Below are 18,439 nucleotides of genomic sequence, written 5' to 3' on the forward strand. Positions count from 1 at the left end.
ATTATAATCTAGGGTTACCAACTTCCTTTGGTTCAAGCCTTTGGTAACTTCTGTCGTGCAACGTTCGAGGGTGTGATCCCGCGCCCCTCGAACGCAGAGACGACATGATCGAGGCTGCCGCCCGTGCCGTTGCTTTCGCCCCCGCCCCGGTGGGAGCGGCAGACCAGCGCCGCCACCAGCGGGTGCCGGTGGCGTTGCTCGGCCGCTACATGCTGTCGGATCGGCGCGAGTTTCCCTGCCAGACCGTGGACATGTCGCCCGGCGGGATCCGCATCACCTGCGCGGTCGTCGGCGCGCTCGGTGAGCGCATCGTGCTCTATATCGAGCAGATTGGCCGCATCGAGGGCGTGATCGTCCGCCACACGCGCACCGGGCTCGCCGCGCGCATCGTCGCCACCGCGCGCAAGCGCGAGAAGATCGCCTCGCAGCTGACCTGGCTCGCCAATCGCGAGATGCTGGGCCTGCCGGAGGGCCGGACCCACGAGCGTCTGGTGCCGACCCGCAGCGCCGTTCTGCTGCGCCTCGACAATGGCCGCGAGGCGCCGGCGCGCATCATCGACGTGTCGATGTCGGGCGTCGCGCTCGCCACCAGCATCGCGCCGCCGCTCGGCACGCCTGTGATGGTCGGCAACACGCCGGGCCGGGTGGTGCGCTATTTCGAGGGCGGCATCGGCGCCCAGTTCATGCTGCCGATCCCGGCCGACGACTTCCACGAAGGCCTGACGCTCTGACGCGTTCCGCCGGGCGGCCCGCCGCCCCGCATGCCTTTTCCCCCGTGCGGATGGTTCACCGATCCTGAATCCGGCCGGGACGGTTTTAAGAAAAGCCGCACGGTGTCGTTGCCCCTGCTCCCAAGCGCCCCGGTCCAGGCCGAAATTCGATAAAATTGTTCGGATCGGCTTCAGGCCGCCGGAGCAGGGCCCAACGCATTCTCGCCCCATTCCAGCGGATGGCGGCGATGCAGCAGGCGGTCTTCTCTCTCAAGGTTCTCGGCATGGGGCTCGCGGCGGCGCTGGCCCTGGTCCCGGTGACCGCATCCGCGCAGACCGTCGCGGCCCTGCCCACGCCTCGGATGAGCCTCGACGTGCTCGGCGCCGCCAAGCCGCTCGCCGCCTGGATCGATTTCTGCCAGGCCTATGCCACGGAATGCGCGGTCGACACCGCCGAGCCCACGCGCATCGTCCTCACCCCCGCGGTCTGGTCGATGGTCAACGCGGTGAACCGCCGGATCAACCGCAGCATCGAGGCGGTCACGGACCCCGAGCATTGGGGCCGGCCCGACCACTGGGATCTCGCCGAGGACGGCCGCGGCGATTGCGAGGATTTCCAGCTGCTCAAGCGCCGTCTGCTGGCCGATGCCGGCCTGCCGCGGCGAGCCATGCGCATGACCGTGGTGATCGACGAGAAGGGCGAGGGCCACGCCGTCCTCACCCTGCTCACCGACCGCGGCGAGTTCATCCTCGACAACAAGACCAGCGCGGTTCTGTCCTGGCAGGAGACCGGCTACACCTTCATCAAGCGCGAGTCGCAGGAGGCGGTGGCATGGGTCTCGCTAGGCGGAGTCACACCGCCGACGACAACTGCCAATCGCTAAGCGCAGGACTCACGAGGGCGGCTCATCATTTTGGGGCGTCCTATCGTGGAACGGGTAGCCAGTGTCGCGCGTTACCCTTGGTTTAACTTTCGTGTTGAGCTCCGGCGACCGTCATGCCAGCTTCATGATCGGGAAGTGGCGGCTGGGCTCCGGATCATGCGGTACGCGGTTCTGCGTTGCGTCGATGGCGGCACGGCGATCGGGCGCGCCGCCCTCCGGAACCGCCTCCGCCGCACCGCGCATCTGAGCGTGGTCGCCAGCCTCCTTCTCATCGGTGGCGCCTCCACCCAGGCGCGGACGGTGGCGGCGCTTCCGGACCATGGCAGCGTCGCGGAGGAGGGGGCGGCCGCCCGGCCGGTGGCGGCCTGGAACGACTTCTGCAACCGCATGCCCGCGGAATGCACCGTCAACACGGCGGAGCCGGAGAAGATCACCCTGACGCCCGCGGTGTGGCGCATGCTCTCCGGCGTGACGCGCCGGGTGAACGCCCGCATCAAGCCGATCACCGACATGGCCCATTGGGGCGTGGTCGACCGCTGGGACTATCCCGATGACGGTTTCGGCGATTGCGAGGACATGCAGCTGCTCAAGCGCCGCATGCTGGTCGAGCGCGGCCTGCCGCGCCGGGCGCTGCGCATGACCGTGGTGATCGACGATATCGGCGAGGGCCACGCCGTGCTGATGGTCCGCACCGACCGGGGCGACTTCATCCTCGACAACAAGACCAATGCCGTGCTGGCCTGGCAGAACACCGGCTACAGCTTCATCAAGCGCGAGGGCCAGGAGGGCAAGGCCTGGGTCTCCCTCAACAACGGCGCTTCCCCCGTCACCACCGCCAACCGGTAGGGAGCGTCGTCTCCGGGCCCGGTCGGGACCGGGGCGGCCTCCTCTCTCCGGAAGGCCGGGCGAAGACCGCCTCAGCCGCCGACGACGAGATGGGCGAGGTCGAGGGCGACGCGGCCCGAGACGAGGCTCCAGCCGCAGGCGATCATCGTCGCGATCATCACGAAGGGCATCGGCCGCCGCTCGATGCGGCGTCCGCGCAGGGTGTTGCGCAGGATGATGAAGGGCGCGCTGAAGGCCAGCATCGGCAGCGCCGCCACCGCGAAGACGCCGCCCCTCTCCAGAAGGGTGAAGCTCGCCCGGCGTTCGGTGACGAGCTCGAAGGCGCTGGCCAGCAGCCCCGCCAGGGCCAGGCCGATGCAGAGGGTCTGGATCGACTCGATGGACGAGGGGGAAAGACCCATGGTGCACGCTCCGCGTTTGCCGACGCGTGCACTCTGCCGCCCCTTTAACGAAGTGTTAAGCAAAACCCGTGGGCAGGGTAAACGCTGCCCACAGGTCGCTGCCCCTCCGGCTCACTCCTCGTCGAGGTCGATGTCGAGGATCGCCATGTTGAACTGGAAGGAGTTGTCGCCGTCCTCCTTGTCCTCGGAGACGACCCCGAGGAACTCCTCGCCGATATAGACCTCGGCGGAATCGTCCTTCTTCGGGCGGCCGACGACGCGGATGTTCGTGTTGGCGAAGGTGCGGCGGAGGTAGCTCTGCACCTTCGCGATGTCGGTCTTGTTCACGCTTCGGCCTTTCGGGTTCGGGAGGGCATGCGGCACGGCTCGCACCGGCGGCCTCGGGATCTTCCGGCAGCCGGGGACGTGCGGGGATGGCGGCGGCTTGCCATGATGCGGCGCGGCGGGCAAGCGCGTCCGGCCGAGAGACGAGACGCCTTCGGACATCCGCGAGATCCCCGGCAGGCGGATCCGGGTTCAGATGCCGCCGGCGATGTCGATGAAGTCGCTCATCGCGACGAGCTGGTCCATGGAGCGGGAGGGTTCCGCGCAGCCGGCCGCGCCGACGACCCGTGCGGGCACGCCGACGACGGTGGTGTGGGCGGGCACGTCCCGCAGCACCACCGAGCCCGCGGCGACCCGGGCGCATTCCCCGACCTCGATGTTGCCGAGGATCTTGGCGCCCGCACCGATCATCACGCCGTGGCGGATCTTCGGGTGACGATCGCCGCCATGTTTGCCGGTGCCGCCGAGGGTGACCGCATGCAGGATCGACACGTCGTCCTCGATCACCGCGGTGGAGCCGACGACGAGCCCGGTGGCGTGGTCGAGGAAGACGCCGCGGCCGATCCGGGCCGCCGGATGGATGTCGGTCTGGAAGACCTCGGAGGAGCGGCTCTGCAGGTAGAGGGCGAGGTCGCGCCGCCCGTGGCCCCAGTACCAATGGGCGAGACGATGCGCCTGGATCGCGTGGAAACCCTTGAAATAGAGCACCGGCTCCAGCGCCCGGGTCGTGGCCGGATCGCGGTCCAGCACCGCGGCGATGTCGGCGCGCAGGGCCTGCCCGATCCGGGCATCGTCGGCGAGCGCCTCATGGAAGCCGTGGGCGACGAGGTCGGTCGGCAGGGAGGGATGGCCGAGGCGGGCCGCCACCCGCTGCGAGACCGCGGCCTCGAGCGTCGGGTGGTTGAGGATGGTCGAGACCAGGAAGGAGGCGAGCTGCGGCTCGTCCCGCAGCACGGATTCCGCCTCCGAGCGGACGCGGCTCCAGAGCGGATCGACGACGCCGGCAATGCCTTCCGTCCCCCGGTGGGTCGGGTTGACGGACGCGCTGGCGGACATGAGCTCCTCCTCGACCTGGGGCATGGGACCCCGGCAGGGAGGTCAGCATGCCACGACCGGAGTAACGCTTTGCGAAGATCCGGTCGAATCCTGTGCCGCACGCGCCCGCTCGGAGAACGGATCGCCGTTCCTGGCCGCCGGGAAAGGGATTGTCCTCCCTGCCGCGGTGCCTTGCAGCTTAGCGTGGTGCGCCCCCGCCCCCGCATCAAGGGGGCGGTGCCTGTCAGGCCGACTCCTGCTCGAGACCCGAGGCGCTGCCCGGGGCGGCGATGCCGAAGCGGGCCTGGATCGCCGCCACGACCCGCTCCAGCATCTGCGGCACCGGGACCTCCGAGGTATCGACGGCGGCCGAGGCGCGGGCATAGAGCGGCTCGCGGCTGAGCAGCACGGCCCTCAGATCCTCCAGCGCCGAGGCCTGGTCGCCTGTGGCGGCGAGATGGCCCTGGTCGCGCACCCGCTGCAGATGCTCCTCCGGCCGGGCCTGCAGCCAGATCGTGAAGAAGGACTGGAGCAGCAGATCGTAGGTGAGCGGCTCGGCAACGATGCTGCCGCCGGTGGCGAGAATGACCGGGCCGGGATGTTCGGTGAGGCGGCGCAGGGCCTTCTGCTCCAGGCGGCGATAGCCTTCCTGGCCGTAGATCGCGAAGATCTCTTTCACCGAGAGGGCGTTTTCCCGCTCGATCTCGGCGTTGAGCTCGACGAAGGTCCAGCCGAGGCGCGCCGCGGCGAGCTTGCCGAGCGTCGACTTGCCGGCGCCGCGCAGGCCGATCAGGGCGACCCGCGGCTGCCCGCCGCCTGCCCCGAGGGCGGGCGTCCCGGCGAGGGCCGCCTTGGCCGCGGCCACCTGGTCCGTCGTGGCGTGTTCGAGCAGATCGCGCACGATGCGCCACTCGGCCGGCGTGTCCTGACCGGCGATGAGATCGTCCAGCCGAACGCCCATGGCGTTGGCGACGCGCCGCAGCAGGATGATCGAGACGTTGCCCTGCCCGCCCTCGAGCTGCGCGATATAGCGCTCCGACAGGCCGGACGTCTGGGAGAGCAGTTTGCGCGAGAGGCCGCGCACGGTGCGGGCATTGCGTACCCTGCGTCCGAGCTCGCTCAGGAAGGCGGCTTCTTGATCGATGGCGCCGGTCATGGCGTCGTCCGTCACTTCGTTACTCATGAGGCGCCGGAACGGGAATCGTTGCCGGCGTCGACCGCCGGCGGCCGATGGAGAATATCGCCCCGATCCGGCATTCGGAAAGGCAATACGCGCCGTCTCCTGCAACCACCGGACCAATTTCACGCGAGCGGGCCGCGCTCGATCCCCATCTGAGGTCGTCCGTTCCTGGGATCAAGCCGATCCGAGGAAAGCCGGCGACAAGAATCGGGTGCGGCGCCGACAATCGCTTGAAAACGATTACAGGCGCGGTTGCTCCCATACAATCGTTATTGCGCTGCGGGAAGAGCGGCGGCTTCGAGAACCGGCATGTCCGTCCGCGGCCTGAGAGCGACCGGAGCGGGCTTGGCGACCGCGGCCAGCATCATGTTGCTCGGCCGCACCGGCGGCAGGGGCACTTCCACCGCATCCGCGGCGGCCACGACCACGGGCGCGGCTGCCGCGGAGGCGGCCGGCATCGGCGCGGGGGCGGACGGAACCGGAGCAGCCTGGGGCGCGGCGGCGGGCTCGAGCGCGGCATAGACGGCCCCACCCACCAGCGCGGCGGGCCGCATCGGCGGCAGCGGCACCTCGACTGCCTGAGCGGGCATCGCGCCGCCGGCATAGGCCAGGGCCTGGTTCGGATTGGCCGCGGCGGAGGCGGGCTGCGCCTTCGGGCCGAACAGGCCGTCGAAGCCGGAGGCGGATTGCGCTGCGGCGACCTGCGTGGCGGCCGGGGGGGAGGCCGTGTCGACCTCGGCGGTCTCGTTCACGATGCCGAGGCGCTTGGCGACGTAGTAGTAGCCGCGATTGTAGTAGCGATAGGCCTGATCGAGGTCGCCCTGGGCGGCGCGATAGGCGCCAGCGAGATAGGCGATGCCGTATTTGAGGTTCGTCGCCGGATCGTACAGGCCGGCCGCATCGCCGGAATAGCCCATGCCGCGGGCGGTGGCGTGCTTGATCTGCATGAGGCCGAGGGCCGAGCCGCCCTTGGCCTTCGGGTTGTAGTTGCTCTCGCGCTTGACCACGCGGTGCACGAAGGCGGCGGGCACCTTGTTGGCGCGGGCCTGCTCCTCGATGAGCTGGTTGATGTTGTCCCGGGTGCCGTCCTGGGCCTGGACCGTCGCGGGCACCTGCGTGGCGGCGGCGATCAAGGCAGCGAGCAGGGCGCGTTGGAGCATGGTCGACCCGGGTTTGTTTCTAACGGCTCAGTTCTCTCGCCTGGGTCGCGGGCAAATGAGGCGAGAAAGCGGTTCGGGCAGGCTCGGCTGTGGAGGCGTGGCGGTTTCGGGGGAGGCTGTCGCAGGAATGGCACAGCTTCGGCCCTCGGTGCGGTCCGAATCGAGGCCGCCCGCCCGTCAGCGGCGCGGCAGGATCAGCCGGTCGACCGCCTCGGCGAATCCGTCGGCATCGTTGGAGGCGGTGATGGCGGAGGCGGCCCGCTGCACCTCCGGCGCCGCGTTGCCCATGGCGATGGAGAGCCGGCCGCGCCGGAACAGGGCGACGTCGTTGCCGGCATCCCCCAGGGTGGCGATCCGGTCCGGGCCGATCCCGAGGCTCTCGGCGATCCAACTCACGAAGCTTCCCTTGTCGACATGGGGCGGGGTGACGTCGAGGTAATAGGGCTGCGACCGGTGGATGGCGGCCCGCCCGGCGAAGGCGTCCGACAGATCGCGCTCGAGGTCATGCAGCAGCCCGACGTTGCGGGAGACGCCGACGAGCTTGGAGGCGGAGGCCAGGAAGGGCGCGAGGTCCGGGACCACCCGCGGGGCGGCGCCGACCGTCCGGGCTTCCAGATCCGTGTAGGCGCCGTCCGGATCGCGCAGGATCCAGGCGCCCTGCGCGAAGATCCAGAGATCCACCCCGGCGGCTTCGAGGCGCCCGGCGACCGCCTGGGCCGTATCCTCCTGCAGCAGCGTCTGTGCGACAGGGCTGAGGTCCGGTCGCACGATCGCAGCCCCATTAAACGCACCAAGCGGCAGGCTGAGGTCCAGGGCTTCGACGAGCGCCTTAAGGCCGATCGGCGGCCGGCTCGAGGCCAGCGTGAAGGCGATACCGGCCGCCTGCAGCCGCCGAACCGCTGCGACGGTCGCCGGCGTCAGCCTTTTGTCGGTGGTGACGAGCGTCCCGTCCACGTCCGAGACGACCAGGGCGATGTCCATGCGCGACCTTCGACGAGAGGCGGTTTCGGAACGGGTGCCCGCCTCAACCTGTATCACCAGCCGGAAGGTCCAGCCGGGCGCAGATCGCGGCCACGATCGCGTCGGGCGGGTCTTCGATCGAGACGGTGATGGGATCCTCGTCGGGCCCGGGCGGCTCCAGGGCGGCGAACTGGCTGTCGAGGAGGGAGCCCGGCATGAAATGGCCGCGCCGGGCGGCGAGCCGCTCCGCGATCAGGCCGCGGTTTCCTTCGAGATAGACGATGCGCACCGCGCGGTCCCGCACCAAGGTATCGCGATAGGCCCGCCGAAGGGCCGAGCAGACGATGACGCCGGATTCGCCCGCCTTCAGCCGGGCGTCGATCCAAGCGCCGATCCGGGCGAGCCAGGGCGTTCGGTCGGCTTCGTCGAGGGCGTGGCCGGAGCGCATCTTCGCGATATGGTCGGCGGAATGCAGGTCGTCGCCATCGACGAAGGGCCAGGCGAGGCGCTGCGCCAGCAGGCTTGCCACCGTACTCTTCCCGGAGCCCGAGACGCCCATCACCAAGAGCACCTGCGGCGTGTCGGCCTTCCCGTCCACCTACCCTCCCCTGGAGCCTGATCCTGCCCGGGGAGATAAGCTCAAGCGGCGCCCGTCAAGGGCGAGCCCGCCTTCGGCGAGGCGGCGAGGCTGGTTGCGCAGGCGCGTTCGCGCAGCCGCTGCGGCCCCAGAACCATGGCGAAAAAGTCGTATTCTCCAGGTCGGTCATTGGCCATCAGGAACTGGAAATGCATTCGGAACGGGCGCCAGCGGACCCTCGGATAGATCGCCGGGTCGATGATGTCCTTGAAGCAGGGTGAGCGCAGCGTCGGGTTGGCGATGGGGCCGCCCCGGGGGGCTTCGAGGTCGAAGGCGGGGTTGAAGCCGGGAAAGTTCATCCAGTCCTGGGGCGCGGCGTAGTCGATCCAGACGAGGCGCCGCGAGGCGACGAGGCTTGCGATCTCGGCGCGCAGGCGCGCGGCCTGGGGCTGCAGGGCGACGAGCGGCAGGGCCGAGCCGAGGGTGGCGAGCGCCAGAGGGGGATTGCCCTCCCCGCCGAGCCCGGGATCGCGGGCGAGGATGCGGGCGGCCAACTCCGCCGCGGTCAGGCCGCCGGTGGAATGGCCCACGATCAGGATCTCGTCGACCTGCGGATCCGCTGCGATCTCGGCCAGGATGATCTCGGCGAACACGTCGAGGCGGCGCTCGTAATCGGGGCGCCAGCCCTGCCCATGCTGCCAGTTGAAGACCCAGTCGTTGACGAGCTGCCAGAAGAAGATGCGATTCAGGAAGACCTCGACCGCCTTTACGGCGCCGATCGCCAGGGCGATGCCGAGCGAGATCGACAGCCAGGGTGGCAGGCCGAGGCTGTGGTCGTACCCGTTGCCGAGATGGCCGTGGGCGAAGGCCACGAGGCCCGCCGCTGCGAGGCCGAGCGCGGCGAGCATGACGAAGGGGTAGACGATGACGTTCCCGTATTTCCAGTTCAGCCGGTAGAACTGGAACAGCTTGCCGGCGGCGAGGGCGTGCAGCATGCCGGCCAGCAGAAGCCCGGCGCTCGCGAATTTCGAGCGCGCGAAATCCCGCATGACGATGTCGTCCCAGAGGAGCACGTCGTAGCGGGTCTGCGTATCGCCCAGGGAGGGACCCGCCTTCACCGTCCAGCTCTGGACGAGCCCGTCCGCGCTCAGCTTCGCCGGGCCGATCTCCGGCTTGGGCTCGCCGAAGCGTTTGGCGCGGCGGCTGAGCTCGCGGACGAAGAGGAGGCGGTAGCGGGTGCGGGCCTCTGGGTCGTAGCCCGGCAGGTAGAAGACCCTGCGTCGGCAAACGCGACCGGGGCGCGGATCCGCAAGATGCGGAGGCGTGTAGCCGATTGCTTTCTGCATGCTCTCAGCCCACGCGCCCGCCCCGGCGACATGTAAAGGCAGTATCTCCCGTTGCCGAAGATCGCAACGCAATCTTCAGCAACACATCCGCACGCTTAGCACAAAGAAACATCAATAATTCCTGAACGACATCGCCTCCTGTGGTCAGCGGGGACGGCCGGCAGACGGCAGGGCTCTCCGAGGGACTGTGTCCCACCCGCCACGGACAGTGCCGTGCCTTTGAGCTAGGCACGGAACCAAAGAGCAACCACAGGCGAGCCTGGATGCGCGCGATCCCATTTCTCCTGGTCACCGCCCTCGCGGTGTCCGGGTGTTCGGTGCTCCCGGCTTCTGGGCCGACGACGAGCGCGGTCGTTGAGGGGGCGGACATTGCCACGAGCGAGGGTCTGTTCGCGCGTTACGAGATCGTGGACGTGGATGCCTCGGTGGTGGAGGCCCTGCGGGCGCGCCCGCTCGACAGCCTGCTCTCGACCTTCGGGGACAATCGCGGTGCGCCCGAGCCGCTGATCGGGGTGGGCGATTCCGTCTCGGTGCAGATCTGGGAGGCGGGCTCGGGCGGTCTGTTCTCCGGCCCGCTGGTGGCCGACCGGTTCTCGGCGGGCTCCAAGTCGGCGATGATCCCGGACCAGCCGGTGGCGCGCGACGGGACGATCTCGGTGCCCTATGCCGGGCGCATCCCGGTGGCGGGCCGGCGCGCCCAGGACGTGCAGACGCTGATCGAGAACGAGCTGTCCGGCAAGGCGATCCAGCCGCAGGTTCTGGTGAGCGTGTCGCGGCCCCTGTCGCAGAGCGTGACCGTCAACGGCGAGGTGGTGGCCGGGGCGCGCATCCCGCTCTCGCAGAAGGGCGACCGGCTGCTCGACGTGCTGGCCTCGGCCGGGGGCACCCGCGCGCCGGTGCACGAGGTGTTCGTGCGCCTGTCGCGCAACGGCACCACGGTGACGGTGCCGCTCTCGGCGGTGGTGGCCAACCCGCGCGAGAACATCTACCTGCGCCCGGGCGACACGCTGACGCTGGTGCGCGATCCGCAGACGGTGCTGGCGGTGGGCGCGCTCGGCAACACCACCGAGATCGAGTTCCGGGCCGAGGGCATCTCCCTCGCCCAGGCGCTGGCCCGGGCCTCGGGGCTCTCCACCTTCGCCGCCGATCCGGAAGGCGCCTTCATCTTCCGCTTCGAGCCGGCCTCGCTGGTGCGCCGGATCCGCCCGCGCTCGCCCCTGCTCAACGCCAAGCTCGTGCCGGTGGTCTACCGCTTCAACATGCGCGACCCCAACAGCCTGTTCCTGCAGCAGGCCTTCCGCATGCGCAACCGCGACCTGATCTACGTCTCCAACGCCCCCCTGGTCGAACTCCAGAAGGTCCTTTCCGTCTTCTCGACCGTCACATCCCCCGTCGCCGCAGGCGCCGGCATCGCAACCGCCGTGCGGTAGGCAGAGGCCGCTGCCTCTCGAAACGTCTGGACCGAGGGTCGCACGTCGTCGCCACGGCTTGCCAAGCTGGGCACCCCGCGTCTTCCATGGCGGCGGCATGGCTGCCGTGGGCGGCACGAATCGGCGGCGCCGTGCCCCCGCGGCGACCGAGGGCCGTGCGGAGGTCGCCTTCGCGAGCAACCACGTGTTCTCCATCGCACGACTCGAGACGCGGAGACTTGGACGGGCCGCTTCAGGCGTTATAGGGGGCGGGATGACCGCTACACGCCTGCCGCGCGCGCCGCTCGCCGCATTCCTGTTCGCTCTGTCCGCGGCCTGCCTGCCCGTTGCAGCCCGGGCGGATATCGTGGTCGGCGTGGCCGTGCCGCGGTCCGGCCCTTATGTCGGCGTCGGCGAGCAGGTGCTGCGCGGGGTCCAGGCGGCGGCGCGCGATGCCAATGCCAAGGGCGGCATGAACGGCGAGACCATCGTCCTGGACGTGCAGGACGATGCCTGCGACTCCAACCAGGCCACGGCGGTCGCCAACCATTACGTCCAGGCCAATGTCCGCCTCGTCGTCGGGCATGTCTGCTCCAACGCCTCGCTGACGGCCTCCGACATCTACGCGGCCAACGGCGTCGTGATGATTTCGGCGGCCTCCGTGGCGGCCAAACTCACCGACCGCGGGCTTCCGACGATCTTCCGCGTCTGCGGCCGCGACGACGACCAGGCCCGGCTCTCCGCGGCGGTGCTGGCGGAGCGGTTCCGCGACCGCAAGATCGCCATCCTCTACGATCCTTCCCCGGCCGCCCGCACCCTCGCCGCGGCGACCAAGGACAATCTCAACCGGATCGGCGTGAACGAGGCCTTGTTCGCGGCCTTCCAGCCGAGCGACGCCGACGACGCAGCGCTGGCCGACCGGCTGAAGAGCGCCGGCCTCGACGTGGTCTATTATGGCGGCGACGCCCAGGAGATGGGCCGTCTGGTGCGGATCGCGGCCGAGCGGGGCTACAAGCCGCAATGGTTCGGCACCTCGGCCATCGCCACACCGGAGTTTGCCAAGATCGCCGGGGGCGCCAGCAACGGCGTGCTGATGACCTTCTACCTCGATCCGAGCCGCAAGCCGGAGGCGCAGGGCGTGGTCGCCGCCTTCAAGGGACAGGGCATCGAGCCGGACGGCTCGATGATCTACGGCTACGCGGCGCTCCAGGCCCTGGTGGAGGCCGCGAACTTCGCCCATTCCCTGGAGGCTCCGAAGATCGCCCGCACCCTGCACACGGAGCGCTTCGACCTCGTGCTCGGCGCGGTCGGCTTCGATGCCAAGGGCGACGTCACCGCCCAAGGCTACGTGCTCTACGTCTGGCAGAACGGCGCCTTCACCCCCGCCAAGTCCAATTGAAGGCAGGCGGAGGCGCGCCTCAGCCGCGCAGCGCCGCGTCGATCTCCGCGCCGCGCTTCAGGTCGCGCATCAGCGGCTCGAGATGCGGGCGCTTGCGCAGTTGCAGCGCGTGGAGCTGCCGCGTCGCCTCGATCAGGCTTCCCTCCCGCCCGAGCATCGCGTCGGCGAAGCCCACCAGGCGGGCATTCGGCCAGGCCTTCTCCCGCTGCGCGTGCAGCCGCGCCACCAGCGCCTCTGCGGAGGTTTCCGGCTCGGCCTGGGCGAATAGCGTGAGCAGGGCCGCGGTCGAGCGGGAGATGCCGACATGGCAGTGGACGAGGATATGGGCGTCCTGTGCCCCCTCTTCCGCCACCGCGCGGCCGAAATCGAGGATCGCGGCGACATGCTCCCGCTCCGGCAGCACCACGTCCGGTCCCGGCTCGATCGCGTCGTGGAAGCGCAGCACCGTGCGCTTGTGCGTTCCGTAGGCGGTGAAGGCGGTCGGGTCCGGCGTGTCAGGATCGAGAATCGAGAGCACGTGGCTCACGCCCCGCGCCTCGTGTTCGACGAGTTCGTCCAGGCCGCAGACGGTGTGGAGGGTGATGGCGGAGGTGTTCACGGGGCTGCGCTAGCACAGGCCGGCGCGGCGGCGAAGCCGTAGGAGGCTTCCTCAGCCCGGGTTCGAGCGTATATGCCTCGCGACGCCGAGGCCCGCCCCCGGGAATCGGCTCTTCGACGAATGGAACCGCATGGCTGAGACGCTCGATGGCTGAGTCGCTTGGACGGCGCGCCCTTCTTACCGCGGGCCTCGCGGCCGCGACCTTCCCCGCTCCGGCGATCGCGCAGGGCGCTCCGGAGCTGCGCTGGCGACTCTCCTCCGCCTATCCGAAGAGCCTCGACATCCTGTTCGGCGCCACCGAGACCTTCGCCCGGATCGTGACCGAGGCGACGGACGGCCGCTTCCAGATCCAGCCGGCAGGCGTCGGCGAAAGCGTGCCCGCCGAGCAGCTTCTCGACGCGGTCGGCTCGGGTAAGGTCGAGATGGGGCATGGGCCCGCGACCCTCGGCCTGGGCAAGGACCCGGTCTTCGCCCTAGCCACCGCGATGCCCTTCGGCCTCAATGCCCGCGGCCAGAACGCCTGGTGGCGCCAGGGCGGCGCGGCGGAGCTCTTCTCCGAGATCTTCGCCAAGCACGGGTTGGCCTCCCTGCCCGGCGGCAATACCGGCGCGCAGATGGGCGGCTGGTTCCGCAAGGAGGTGAAGAGCCTCGCTGACCTCCAGGGCCTCAAGTTCCGCGTTGCCGGCCTGGGCGGCCAGGTGCTCGCCAAATTCGGCGTCCAGCCGCAGACGACGCCTGGTGCGGAGATCTTTGGGGCGCTCGAATCGAAGGCGCTCGACGCCGCCGAATGGATTGGCCCGCATGACGACGAGAAGCTCGGCCTGCAGAAGGTCGCGCCGATCTACCACTATCCCGGCTTCTGGGAGGGCGGTGCGCTCATGCATTTCTGGTTCAATGCCGAGAAATGGAAGGCCCTGCCCAAGGGATACCGCGCCGTCCTCGAAGCGGCCGCAGCCCAGGCCGGCGCGGAGATGCAGGCGAAGTACGACGCGCGCAATCCGCAGGCCCTGCGCCGGCTCGTGGCCGGCGGCGCACAGCTGCGCCCCTTCCCTCAGGATGTGATGGAGGCAGCACTGAAGAACGCCAACGACGTCTACGGGGAGATCTCCGGCAAGAGCCCGGACTTCAAGCGTGTCTACGAGGCGATGAAGACCTTCCGGAACGAGGAATATCTCTGGTTCCAGGTCGCGGAGTACACCTACGACAACTTCATGATCCGCGCCCGCGCCCGCGGCTGACCTGAAGGCAAAAAAAAGCCGCCCCGAGGAGCGGCCCGAAGTCTAGGGAGGAAACGCCCAAGGAGGGCAGCGAGACCGCGACGCCATCGTGATCTCGCAATGCACAATCTGATCCCTCGTCGGGAAATTGCAAGCGGTTTGGGACAGGATCACTGACATTTCTCGTGCGCCGGCGCACACGGGTGCACGTCTGTATCCAAAATGTCGCAGAGCTTCCGGTTGGCCGATCGTCAATCTTTGCAGGGCATACGCGAATAGTGGCGCGGTTAAGATCTTTCCATGCCTCAGTTTTCACGCTTCGATTGGGTTTTCGAAAACCGGTCGGCGTGGCGCCTCGGCTGCCCTAGCTTTCCCTCCGGCAATCTTCGGAACGGACGAGCATGGCGATCCAGCGCGAACGAATCAGGGTTCTCAAGGAAGCGGAGCCGCGGTCGGAGGGCGCCTATGTGCTCTACCTCCTCCAGCAATCCTGCCGTGCGGCGTTCAACCCCGCTCTCGAACTCGCCATCGAGGAGGCGAACCGCCTCGGCTGTCCCGTGGTCGCCTGTTACGGCCTGCTCGACGGGAAGAGCGGCTTCCCCGAGGCGACGGCGCGGCACTACGCCTTCCTGCTGCAGGGCCTGTCCGAATGCGCTGCGGGGCTGAAGGAGCGCGGTATCGGTTTCGTGGTGCGCAAGGCGACGCCCGCCGAGGTGGCCCTCTCACTCGCGGAGAAGGCGAAGCTCCTCGTCCTCGACCGCGGCTATCTCACCATCCAGCGGCGCTGGTACGAGACGATCGTCAATCGGGCTGCTTGCCGGATCCTCCAGGTCGAGGGCGACGTCGTCGTGCCCGTCGAGACGGTCTCGGCCAAGCACGAATACGCCGCCCGCACCCTCCGCCCGAAGCTGCAACGGCTCTGGGACGATTACCTTGACCCGGTGAAGCCACGCATCGTCGCGCATCGGGCCGACGGGCTGAGGCTCGAGAGCGAGATCGATGTCTCCGATCCCGACACGCTGCTCGGGCGGATGCATCTCGACACCGGCGTCGGGCCGGTCAAACGCTTTTCCGGCGGCCGCAAGGAGGGGCTGAAGCGCCTCGGGGCTTTCCTGAACAACGCCTTCGCGGGCTACGGCGCCGGTCGCAACAAGCCCGAGGCCGGCGCGGCCTCGCATATGAGTCCCTACCTGCATTTCGGGCAGCTCTCACCGGTCGAGATCGCGCTCGCCGTCGCCAGGGCGAAGGCGGCGTCGAAGGACGACCGCTCGGCCTATCTGGAGGAGCTGATCGTCCGCCGTGAGCTGGCGATGAACCACGTGTTCTTCACACAAGGCTACGACCGCTACGAAACGGCGATCCCCGAATGGGCGCGCAAGACGCTGGCCGAGCATGCGGACGATCCGCGTCCCAGGACCTATTCCGAGGCCGAGCTGACGGCCGGCGAAACGCACGACCATTACTGGAACGTGGCCATGCGCGAGATGCGTGTGACCGGCTACATGCACAACCAGCTGCGGATGTACTGGGGCAAGAAGATCCTCGAATGGTCCCCTTCGCCGGAGGAGGGCTTCGCGACCACCCTGCGGATCAACAACCGCTACTTCCTCGATGGGCGCGACGCGAACTCCTTCACCAACGTCGCCTGGATCTATGGTCTGCACGATCGGCCCTGGAAGAAGCGCCCGATCTTCGGCACGGTCCGCTACCAAAGCGAGAACTCCCTCAGGAAGTTCGATGCCAAGTCTTACGGGGCGGCGGTCGACAGACTTTGCAAGGTGGAGGGCTGAGCGGCATGATTCGCGCTTGCGCCGGCCACGCTTGATGAGATCGTGAGGTTCTCGAAGGCCTCCACCGTTCCCCTCCATCAATCCGAGACCATGCCGCTGCCCTCCCCGTCCCTGCGACGGCCCCTTGCCCGGCTGGCGCAGGCCTCCCGCGCCGCCTATCCCACCTGGCGCCACCGCCTGCTCTTCCTGTTCGGCGGCCTCTGCGTCGGCTTGGCGGCGGTGGTGATGGCGAAGCTCGCCGATGGGGCGCAGGGCCTGTTCCGGCAGATGCGGGACGCTTGGCCCTGGATCCCCTTCCTCCTCGCGCCCGCGGGTTTCGCGCTCGCCGCCTGGCTTGCCCGCACCGTCTTCCCGAACGCGCAGGGGTCGGGCATCCCGCAGGTGATCGCTGCCCGGGCCATCGACGCGCCGGCGCTGCGGCATTCCCTGGTCTCGCTGCGGGTCGCCTTCGGCAAGATCGTGGTGATGTGCCTCGGCCTGCTGTGCGGGGCCTCGATCGGCCGCGAGGGGCCGACCGTGCAGGTGGGCGCGGCGATCATGGCCGCGGTCGGGCACCTCACGCCCGAGCGCATGCGCGGCCTTCTGTTGGCCGGCGGGGCGGCGGGCGTCGCCGCTGCCTTCAACACGCCGCTCGCCGGCATCGTCTTCGGCATCGAGGAACTTGCCCGTTCCTTCGAGAGCAAGTCGAGCGGGCTCATCGTGGCCACGGTGATCGCCGCCGGCCTCACCTCGCTCGCGATCCTCGGCGACTACACGTATTTCGGCACGACCGACGCCCGGATGCCGCTCTCCGCCGGCTGGCTCGCCGTGCCCGTGATCGGAGTTCTCGGCGGCCTGCTCGGCGGTGTGTTCAGCCGCATCGTGATCCTGTTCGGCACGGGCCTGCCCGGGCGGCTCGGCGCGCTCGCGGGCGGCCGGCCCGTGCTCTTCGCCGCCCTGTGCGGGCTCGGCGTCGCCCTCTGCGGCGCGGCTTCGGGGGGAACGATCTACGGCACGGGATACGAGGAGGCCCGCGCCATCCTGCACGGGGAGGAGGCCGCCCGGCTCGACTTCGCCCCCCTGAAGCTCGCCGCGACGGTGCTGTCCTCGATCAGCGGCATTCCCGGCGGGCTGTTCGCCCCTTCCCTCGCGGTCGGGGCGGGACTCGGTGCCGCGCTGCATCCGCTCTTCGCCGGCCTACCGATCGGGGCGCTCGTGCTGATCGGCATGGTCGCCTACCTCACCGGTGTGCTGCAGGCGCCGATCACCGCCTTCGTCATCGTCACCGAGATGACCCAGGACCATGCCATGATGATTCCGCTGATGATCGCTGCGCTCATCGCGGATGCTGTCTCGAAGCTGGTCTGCCGGGAAGGGCTCTACCACGCGCTCGCCCGGGGCATCGTGCTGCGCAGCGCGCAGGCGAACCCGCCCTCGCCGGCATGAGGCAGCTACGGAACGCGTTCCCAGGATCGGCGGTTATCGCTACGCTTCGGAGACGCGACGATGCGTCTTTGGAGCCGAACCGGCGTATGAGGAATGGACGACATGAAGCTGTTGAAATGGGCGCTGATCGCCTTCGTGATCTCGATCATCGCCGGCGGCCTCGGCTTCACCGGCATCGCGTCGGGCGCGCGCTCGATCTCGCGCATCCTGTTCGGCCTTTTCCTCGCCATCGCGATCATCATCGTGATCGTGGCCGTCGCCATCGGGCAGGCGGTGTTCTGAGCCCGACATGCCGGGTGATCCGGAGGGCCGAGCGATGAGGGGCAGGACCTGCCTCGTCACCGGCGCCTCTTCGGGTATCGGCGCCGAGACGGCGCTCGGCCTCGCGCGCCTGGGCGCGCGGGTCGGGGTCGTCGGGCGCGACCGCGGCCGGACGGAGGCGATCGCCGAGCGCATCCGCAGGGAGACGGGGGCGGAGGCGGACGTCTTCGTCGCCGATCTCGCCGCGCAGGCGCAGGTCCGCCGGCTCGCCGGCGAGGTGCAGGCGCGCTACGAGTGCCTGCATGTGCTCGTGAACAATGCCGGCGCGATCTTCTCCGAGCGTCGACTCACCGAGGACGGCCTCGAGCGGACCTGGGCCCTTGACCACCTCGCCTATGTGCTTCTGACTCTGGAGCTGCTCGACCTGCTGAAGCGGAGCGCGCCATCCCGCATCGTCAACCTCGCCTCCGAGGCACATCGCCGGGGCGTGATCGACCTCGACGATCTCGGCGGTGAACGCGCCTATGGCGCGATGAAGAACTATTCCCAGGCCAAGCTCGGTAACGTCCTCTTCACCTATGCCTTGGCCCGGCGTCTGGCGGGCAGCGGGGTGACCGTGAACGCCCTTCATCCGGGCGTGGTGGCCAGCCGCTTCGCCAGCGAGGCCGGCGGGCTGTTCGGTTTCGGCTGGCGCTTGATCAAGCCGTTGATGATCACGCCGGTCGAGGGCGCCCGGAACAGCCTGCGCGCCGCCAGCGCGCCGGAGCTCGAGGGCGTGAGCGGACGCTACTTCACCCGCCGTGGCGAACAGAGATCCTCGCGGACGAGCCGCGACGAGGCCCTGCAGGAGCGTGTCTGGGAGCTGAGCTTGAAGCAGATTGGCTTGGCCTGACGGCGGCGCCGGCGGGGAGTGCCGC

Annotated in this window: 19 protein-coding genes; 10 read left to right on the forward strand and 9 right to left on the reverse strand. The window is 69.2% G+C overall.

All coding sequences use genetic code 11. The features are described from left to right. Positions 1-104: 104 nt before the first annotated feature. From MMB17_RS24455 to MMB17_RS24465, 3 genes are all read left to right on the forward strand, one after another. Complete coding sequence (locus MMB17_RS24455; RefSeq protein ID WP_241100572.1) at positions 105-731, forward strand: PilZ domain-containing protein; 627 nt, start codon at positions 105-107, stop codon at positions 729-731. A 227-nt stretch (positions 732-958) separates the two neighbouring features. Beyond that, positions 959-1,594 carry a transglutaminase-like cysteine peptidase gene (locus tag MMB17_RS24460; RefSeq protein ID WP_241100573.1) on the forward strand — a complete coding sequence of 212 codons (636 nt, stop codon included), beginning with the start codon at positions 959-961 and terminating at the stop codon, positions 1,592-1,594. Between the two features lie 156 nt (positions 1,595-1,750). After that, positions 1,751-2,440 (forward strand): transglutaminase-like cysteine peptidase, encoded by a 690-nt coding sequence (locus tag MMB17_RS24465; RefSeq protein WP_241100574.1) that lies wholly within the window; start codon positions 1,751-1,753, stop codon positions 2,438-2,440. A 71-nt stretch (positions 2,441-2,511) separates the two neighbouring features. Here the strand turns inward: MMB17_RS24465 and MMB17_RS24470 are convergent, their stop codons facing one another. The 8 genes from MMB17_RS24470 to MMB17_RS24505 all read right to left on the reverse strand — a co-directional run bounded on the left by MMB17_RS24470 (position 2,512) and on the right by MMB17_RS24505 (position 9,423). Beyond that, positions 2,512-2,841: a DUF6949 family protein gene (locus MMB17_RS24470; protein ID WP_241100575.1), complete on the reverse strand. Its 330-nt coding sequence runs from the start codon at positions 2,839-2,841 to the stop codon at positions 2,512-2,514. Positions 2,842-2,952: 111 nt separating this feature from the next. After that, the gene (locus MMB17_RS24475) at positions 2,953-3,168 is read right to left on the reverse strand and encodes a DUF3126 family protein (protein WP_238309995.1); all 216 of its coding nucleotides are present in this window, start codon (positions 3,166-3,168) and stop codon (positions 2,953-2,955) included. Between the two features lie 189 nt (positions 3,169-3,357). Continuing rightward, positions 3,358-4,221: a serine O-acetyltransferase gene (gene cysE / locus MMB17_RS24480; protein WP_238309994.1), complete on the reverse strand. Its 864-nt coding sequence runs from the start codon at positions 4,219-4,221 to the stop codon at positions 3,358-3,360. A 223-nt stretch (positions 4,222-4,444) separates the two neighbouring features. Beyond that, positions 4,445-5,356: a helix-turn-helix transcriptional regulator gene (locus MMB17_RS24485; RefSeq protein ID WP_241102288.1), complete on the reverse strand. Its 912-nt coding sequence runs from the start codon at positions 5,354-5,356 to the stop codon at positions 4,445-4,447. Between the two features lie 293 nt (positions 5,357-5,649). Next, the gene (locus MMB17_RS24490) at positions 5,650-6,540 is read right to left on the reverse strand and encodes a transglycosylase SLT domain-containing protein (RefSeq protein ID WP_241100576.1); all 891 of its coding nucleotides are present in this window, start codon (positions 6,538-6,540) and stop codon (positions 5,650-5,652) included. A gap of 177 nt (positions 6,541-6,717) precedes the next feature. Next, complete coding sequence (locus tag MMB17_RS24495) at positions 6,718-7,521, reverse strand: Cof-type HAD-IIB family hydrolase (protein WP_241100577.1); 804 nt, start codon at positions 7,519-7,521, stop codon at positions 6,718-6,720. 43 nt (positions 7,522-7,564) lie between these two features. After that, positions 7,565-8,059, reverse strand: a complete 495-nt coding sequence (locus MMB17_RS24500) for a gluconokinase (RefSeq protein WP_241102289.1) — start codon at positions 8,057-8,059, stop codon at positions 7,565-7,567. A gap of 80 nt (positions 8,060-8,139) precedes the next feature. Further along, a complete protein-coding gene (locus MMB17_RS24505; RefSeq protein WP_241100578.1) occupies positions 8,140-9,423 on the reverse strand; it encodes an alpha/beta fold hydrolase in 1,284 nt (427 codons plus the stop codon). A gap of 263 nt (positions 9,424-9,686) precedes the next feature. Between MMB17_RS24505 and MMB17_RS24510 the strand changes: the two genes are divergently transcribed. Both MMB17_RS24510 and MMB17_RS24515 read left to right on the forward strand, forming a co-directional pair. Continuing rightward, the gene (locus MMB17_RS24510; RefSeq protein ID WP_241100579.1) at positions 9,687-10,853 is read left to right on the forward strand and encodes a polysaccharide biosynthesis/export family protein; all 1,167 of its coding nucleotides are present in this window, start codon (positions 9,687-9,689) and stop codon (positions 10,851-10,853) included. Between the two features lie 253 nt (positions 10,854-11,106). Next, the gene (locus MMB17_RS24515; RefSeq protein WP_241100580.1) at positions 11,107-12,231 is read left to right on the forward strand and encodes a branched-chain amino acid ABC transporter substrate-binding protein; all 1,125 of its coding nucleotides are present in this window, start codon (positions 11,107-11,109) and stop codon (positions 12,229-12,231) included. Between the two features lie 19 nt (positions 12,232-12,250). On the opposite strand, the gene MMB17_RS24520 is transcribed toward MMB17_RS24515, so the two are convergent. Beyond that, positions 12,251-12,829, reverse strand: coding sequence for a tyrosine phosphatase family protein (locus tag MMB17_RS24520; protein WP_241100581.1), 579 nt, complete (start codon positions 12,827-12,829; stop codon positions 12,251-12,253). Between the two features lie 146 nt (positions 12,830-12,975). Between MMB17_RS24520 and MMB17_RS24525 the strand changes: the two genes are divergently transcribed. The 5 genes from MMB17_RS24525 to MMB17_RS24545 all read left to right on the forward strand — a co-directional run bounded on the left by MMB17_RS24525 (position 12,976) and on the right by MMB17_RS24545 (position 18,414). Next, positions 12,976-14,067 (forward strand): TRAP transporter substrate-binding protein, encoded by a 1,092-nt coding sequence (locus MMB17_RS24525; protein WP_241100582.1) that lies wholly within the window; start codon positions 12,976-12,978, stop codon positions 14,065-14,067. Between the two features lie 380 nt (positions 14,068-14,447). Then, entirely contained in the window at positions 14,448-15,836 is a 1,389-nt protein-coding gene (locus tag MMB17_RS24530; protein WP_241100583.1) for a deoxyribodipyrimidine photo-lyase, read from the forward strand. A gap of 90 nt (positions 15,837-15,926) precedes the next feature. Then, entirely contained in the window at positions 15,927-17,261 is a 1,335-nt protein-coding gene (locus MMB17_RS24535; protein ID WP_241102290.1) for a chloride channel protein, read from the forward strand. A 102-nt stretch (positions 17,262-17,363) separates the two neighbouring features. After that, positions 17,364-17,543 (forward strand): DUF1328 domain-containing protein, encoded by a 180-nt coding sequence (locus MMB17_RS24540; protein WP_238309984.1) that lies wholly within the window; start codon positions 17,364-17,366, stop codon positions 17,541-17,543. A 34-nt stretch (positions 17,544-17,577) separates the two neighbouring features. After that, entirely contained in the window at positions 17,578-18,414 is an 837-nt protein-coding gene (locus MMB17_RS24545; RefSeq protein WP_241100584.1) for an SDR family oxidoreductase, read from the forward strand. Positions 18,415-18,439 lie beyond the last annotated feature (25 nt).

Origin of the sequence: Methylobacterium organophilum (assembly GCF_022533465.1) — a bacterium.
In the GTDB taxonomy this organism is placed as follows: Bacteria; Pseudomonadota; Alphaproteobacteria; order Rhizobiales; family Beijerinckiaceae; genus Methylobacterium; species Methylobacterium organophilum.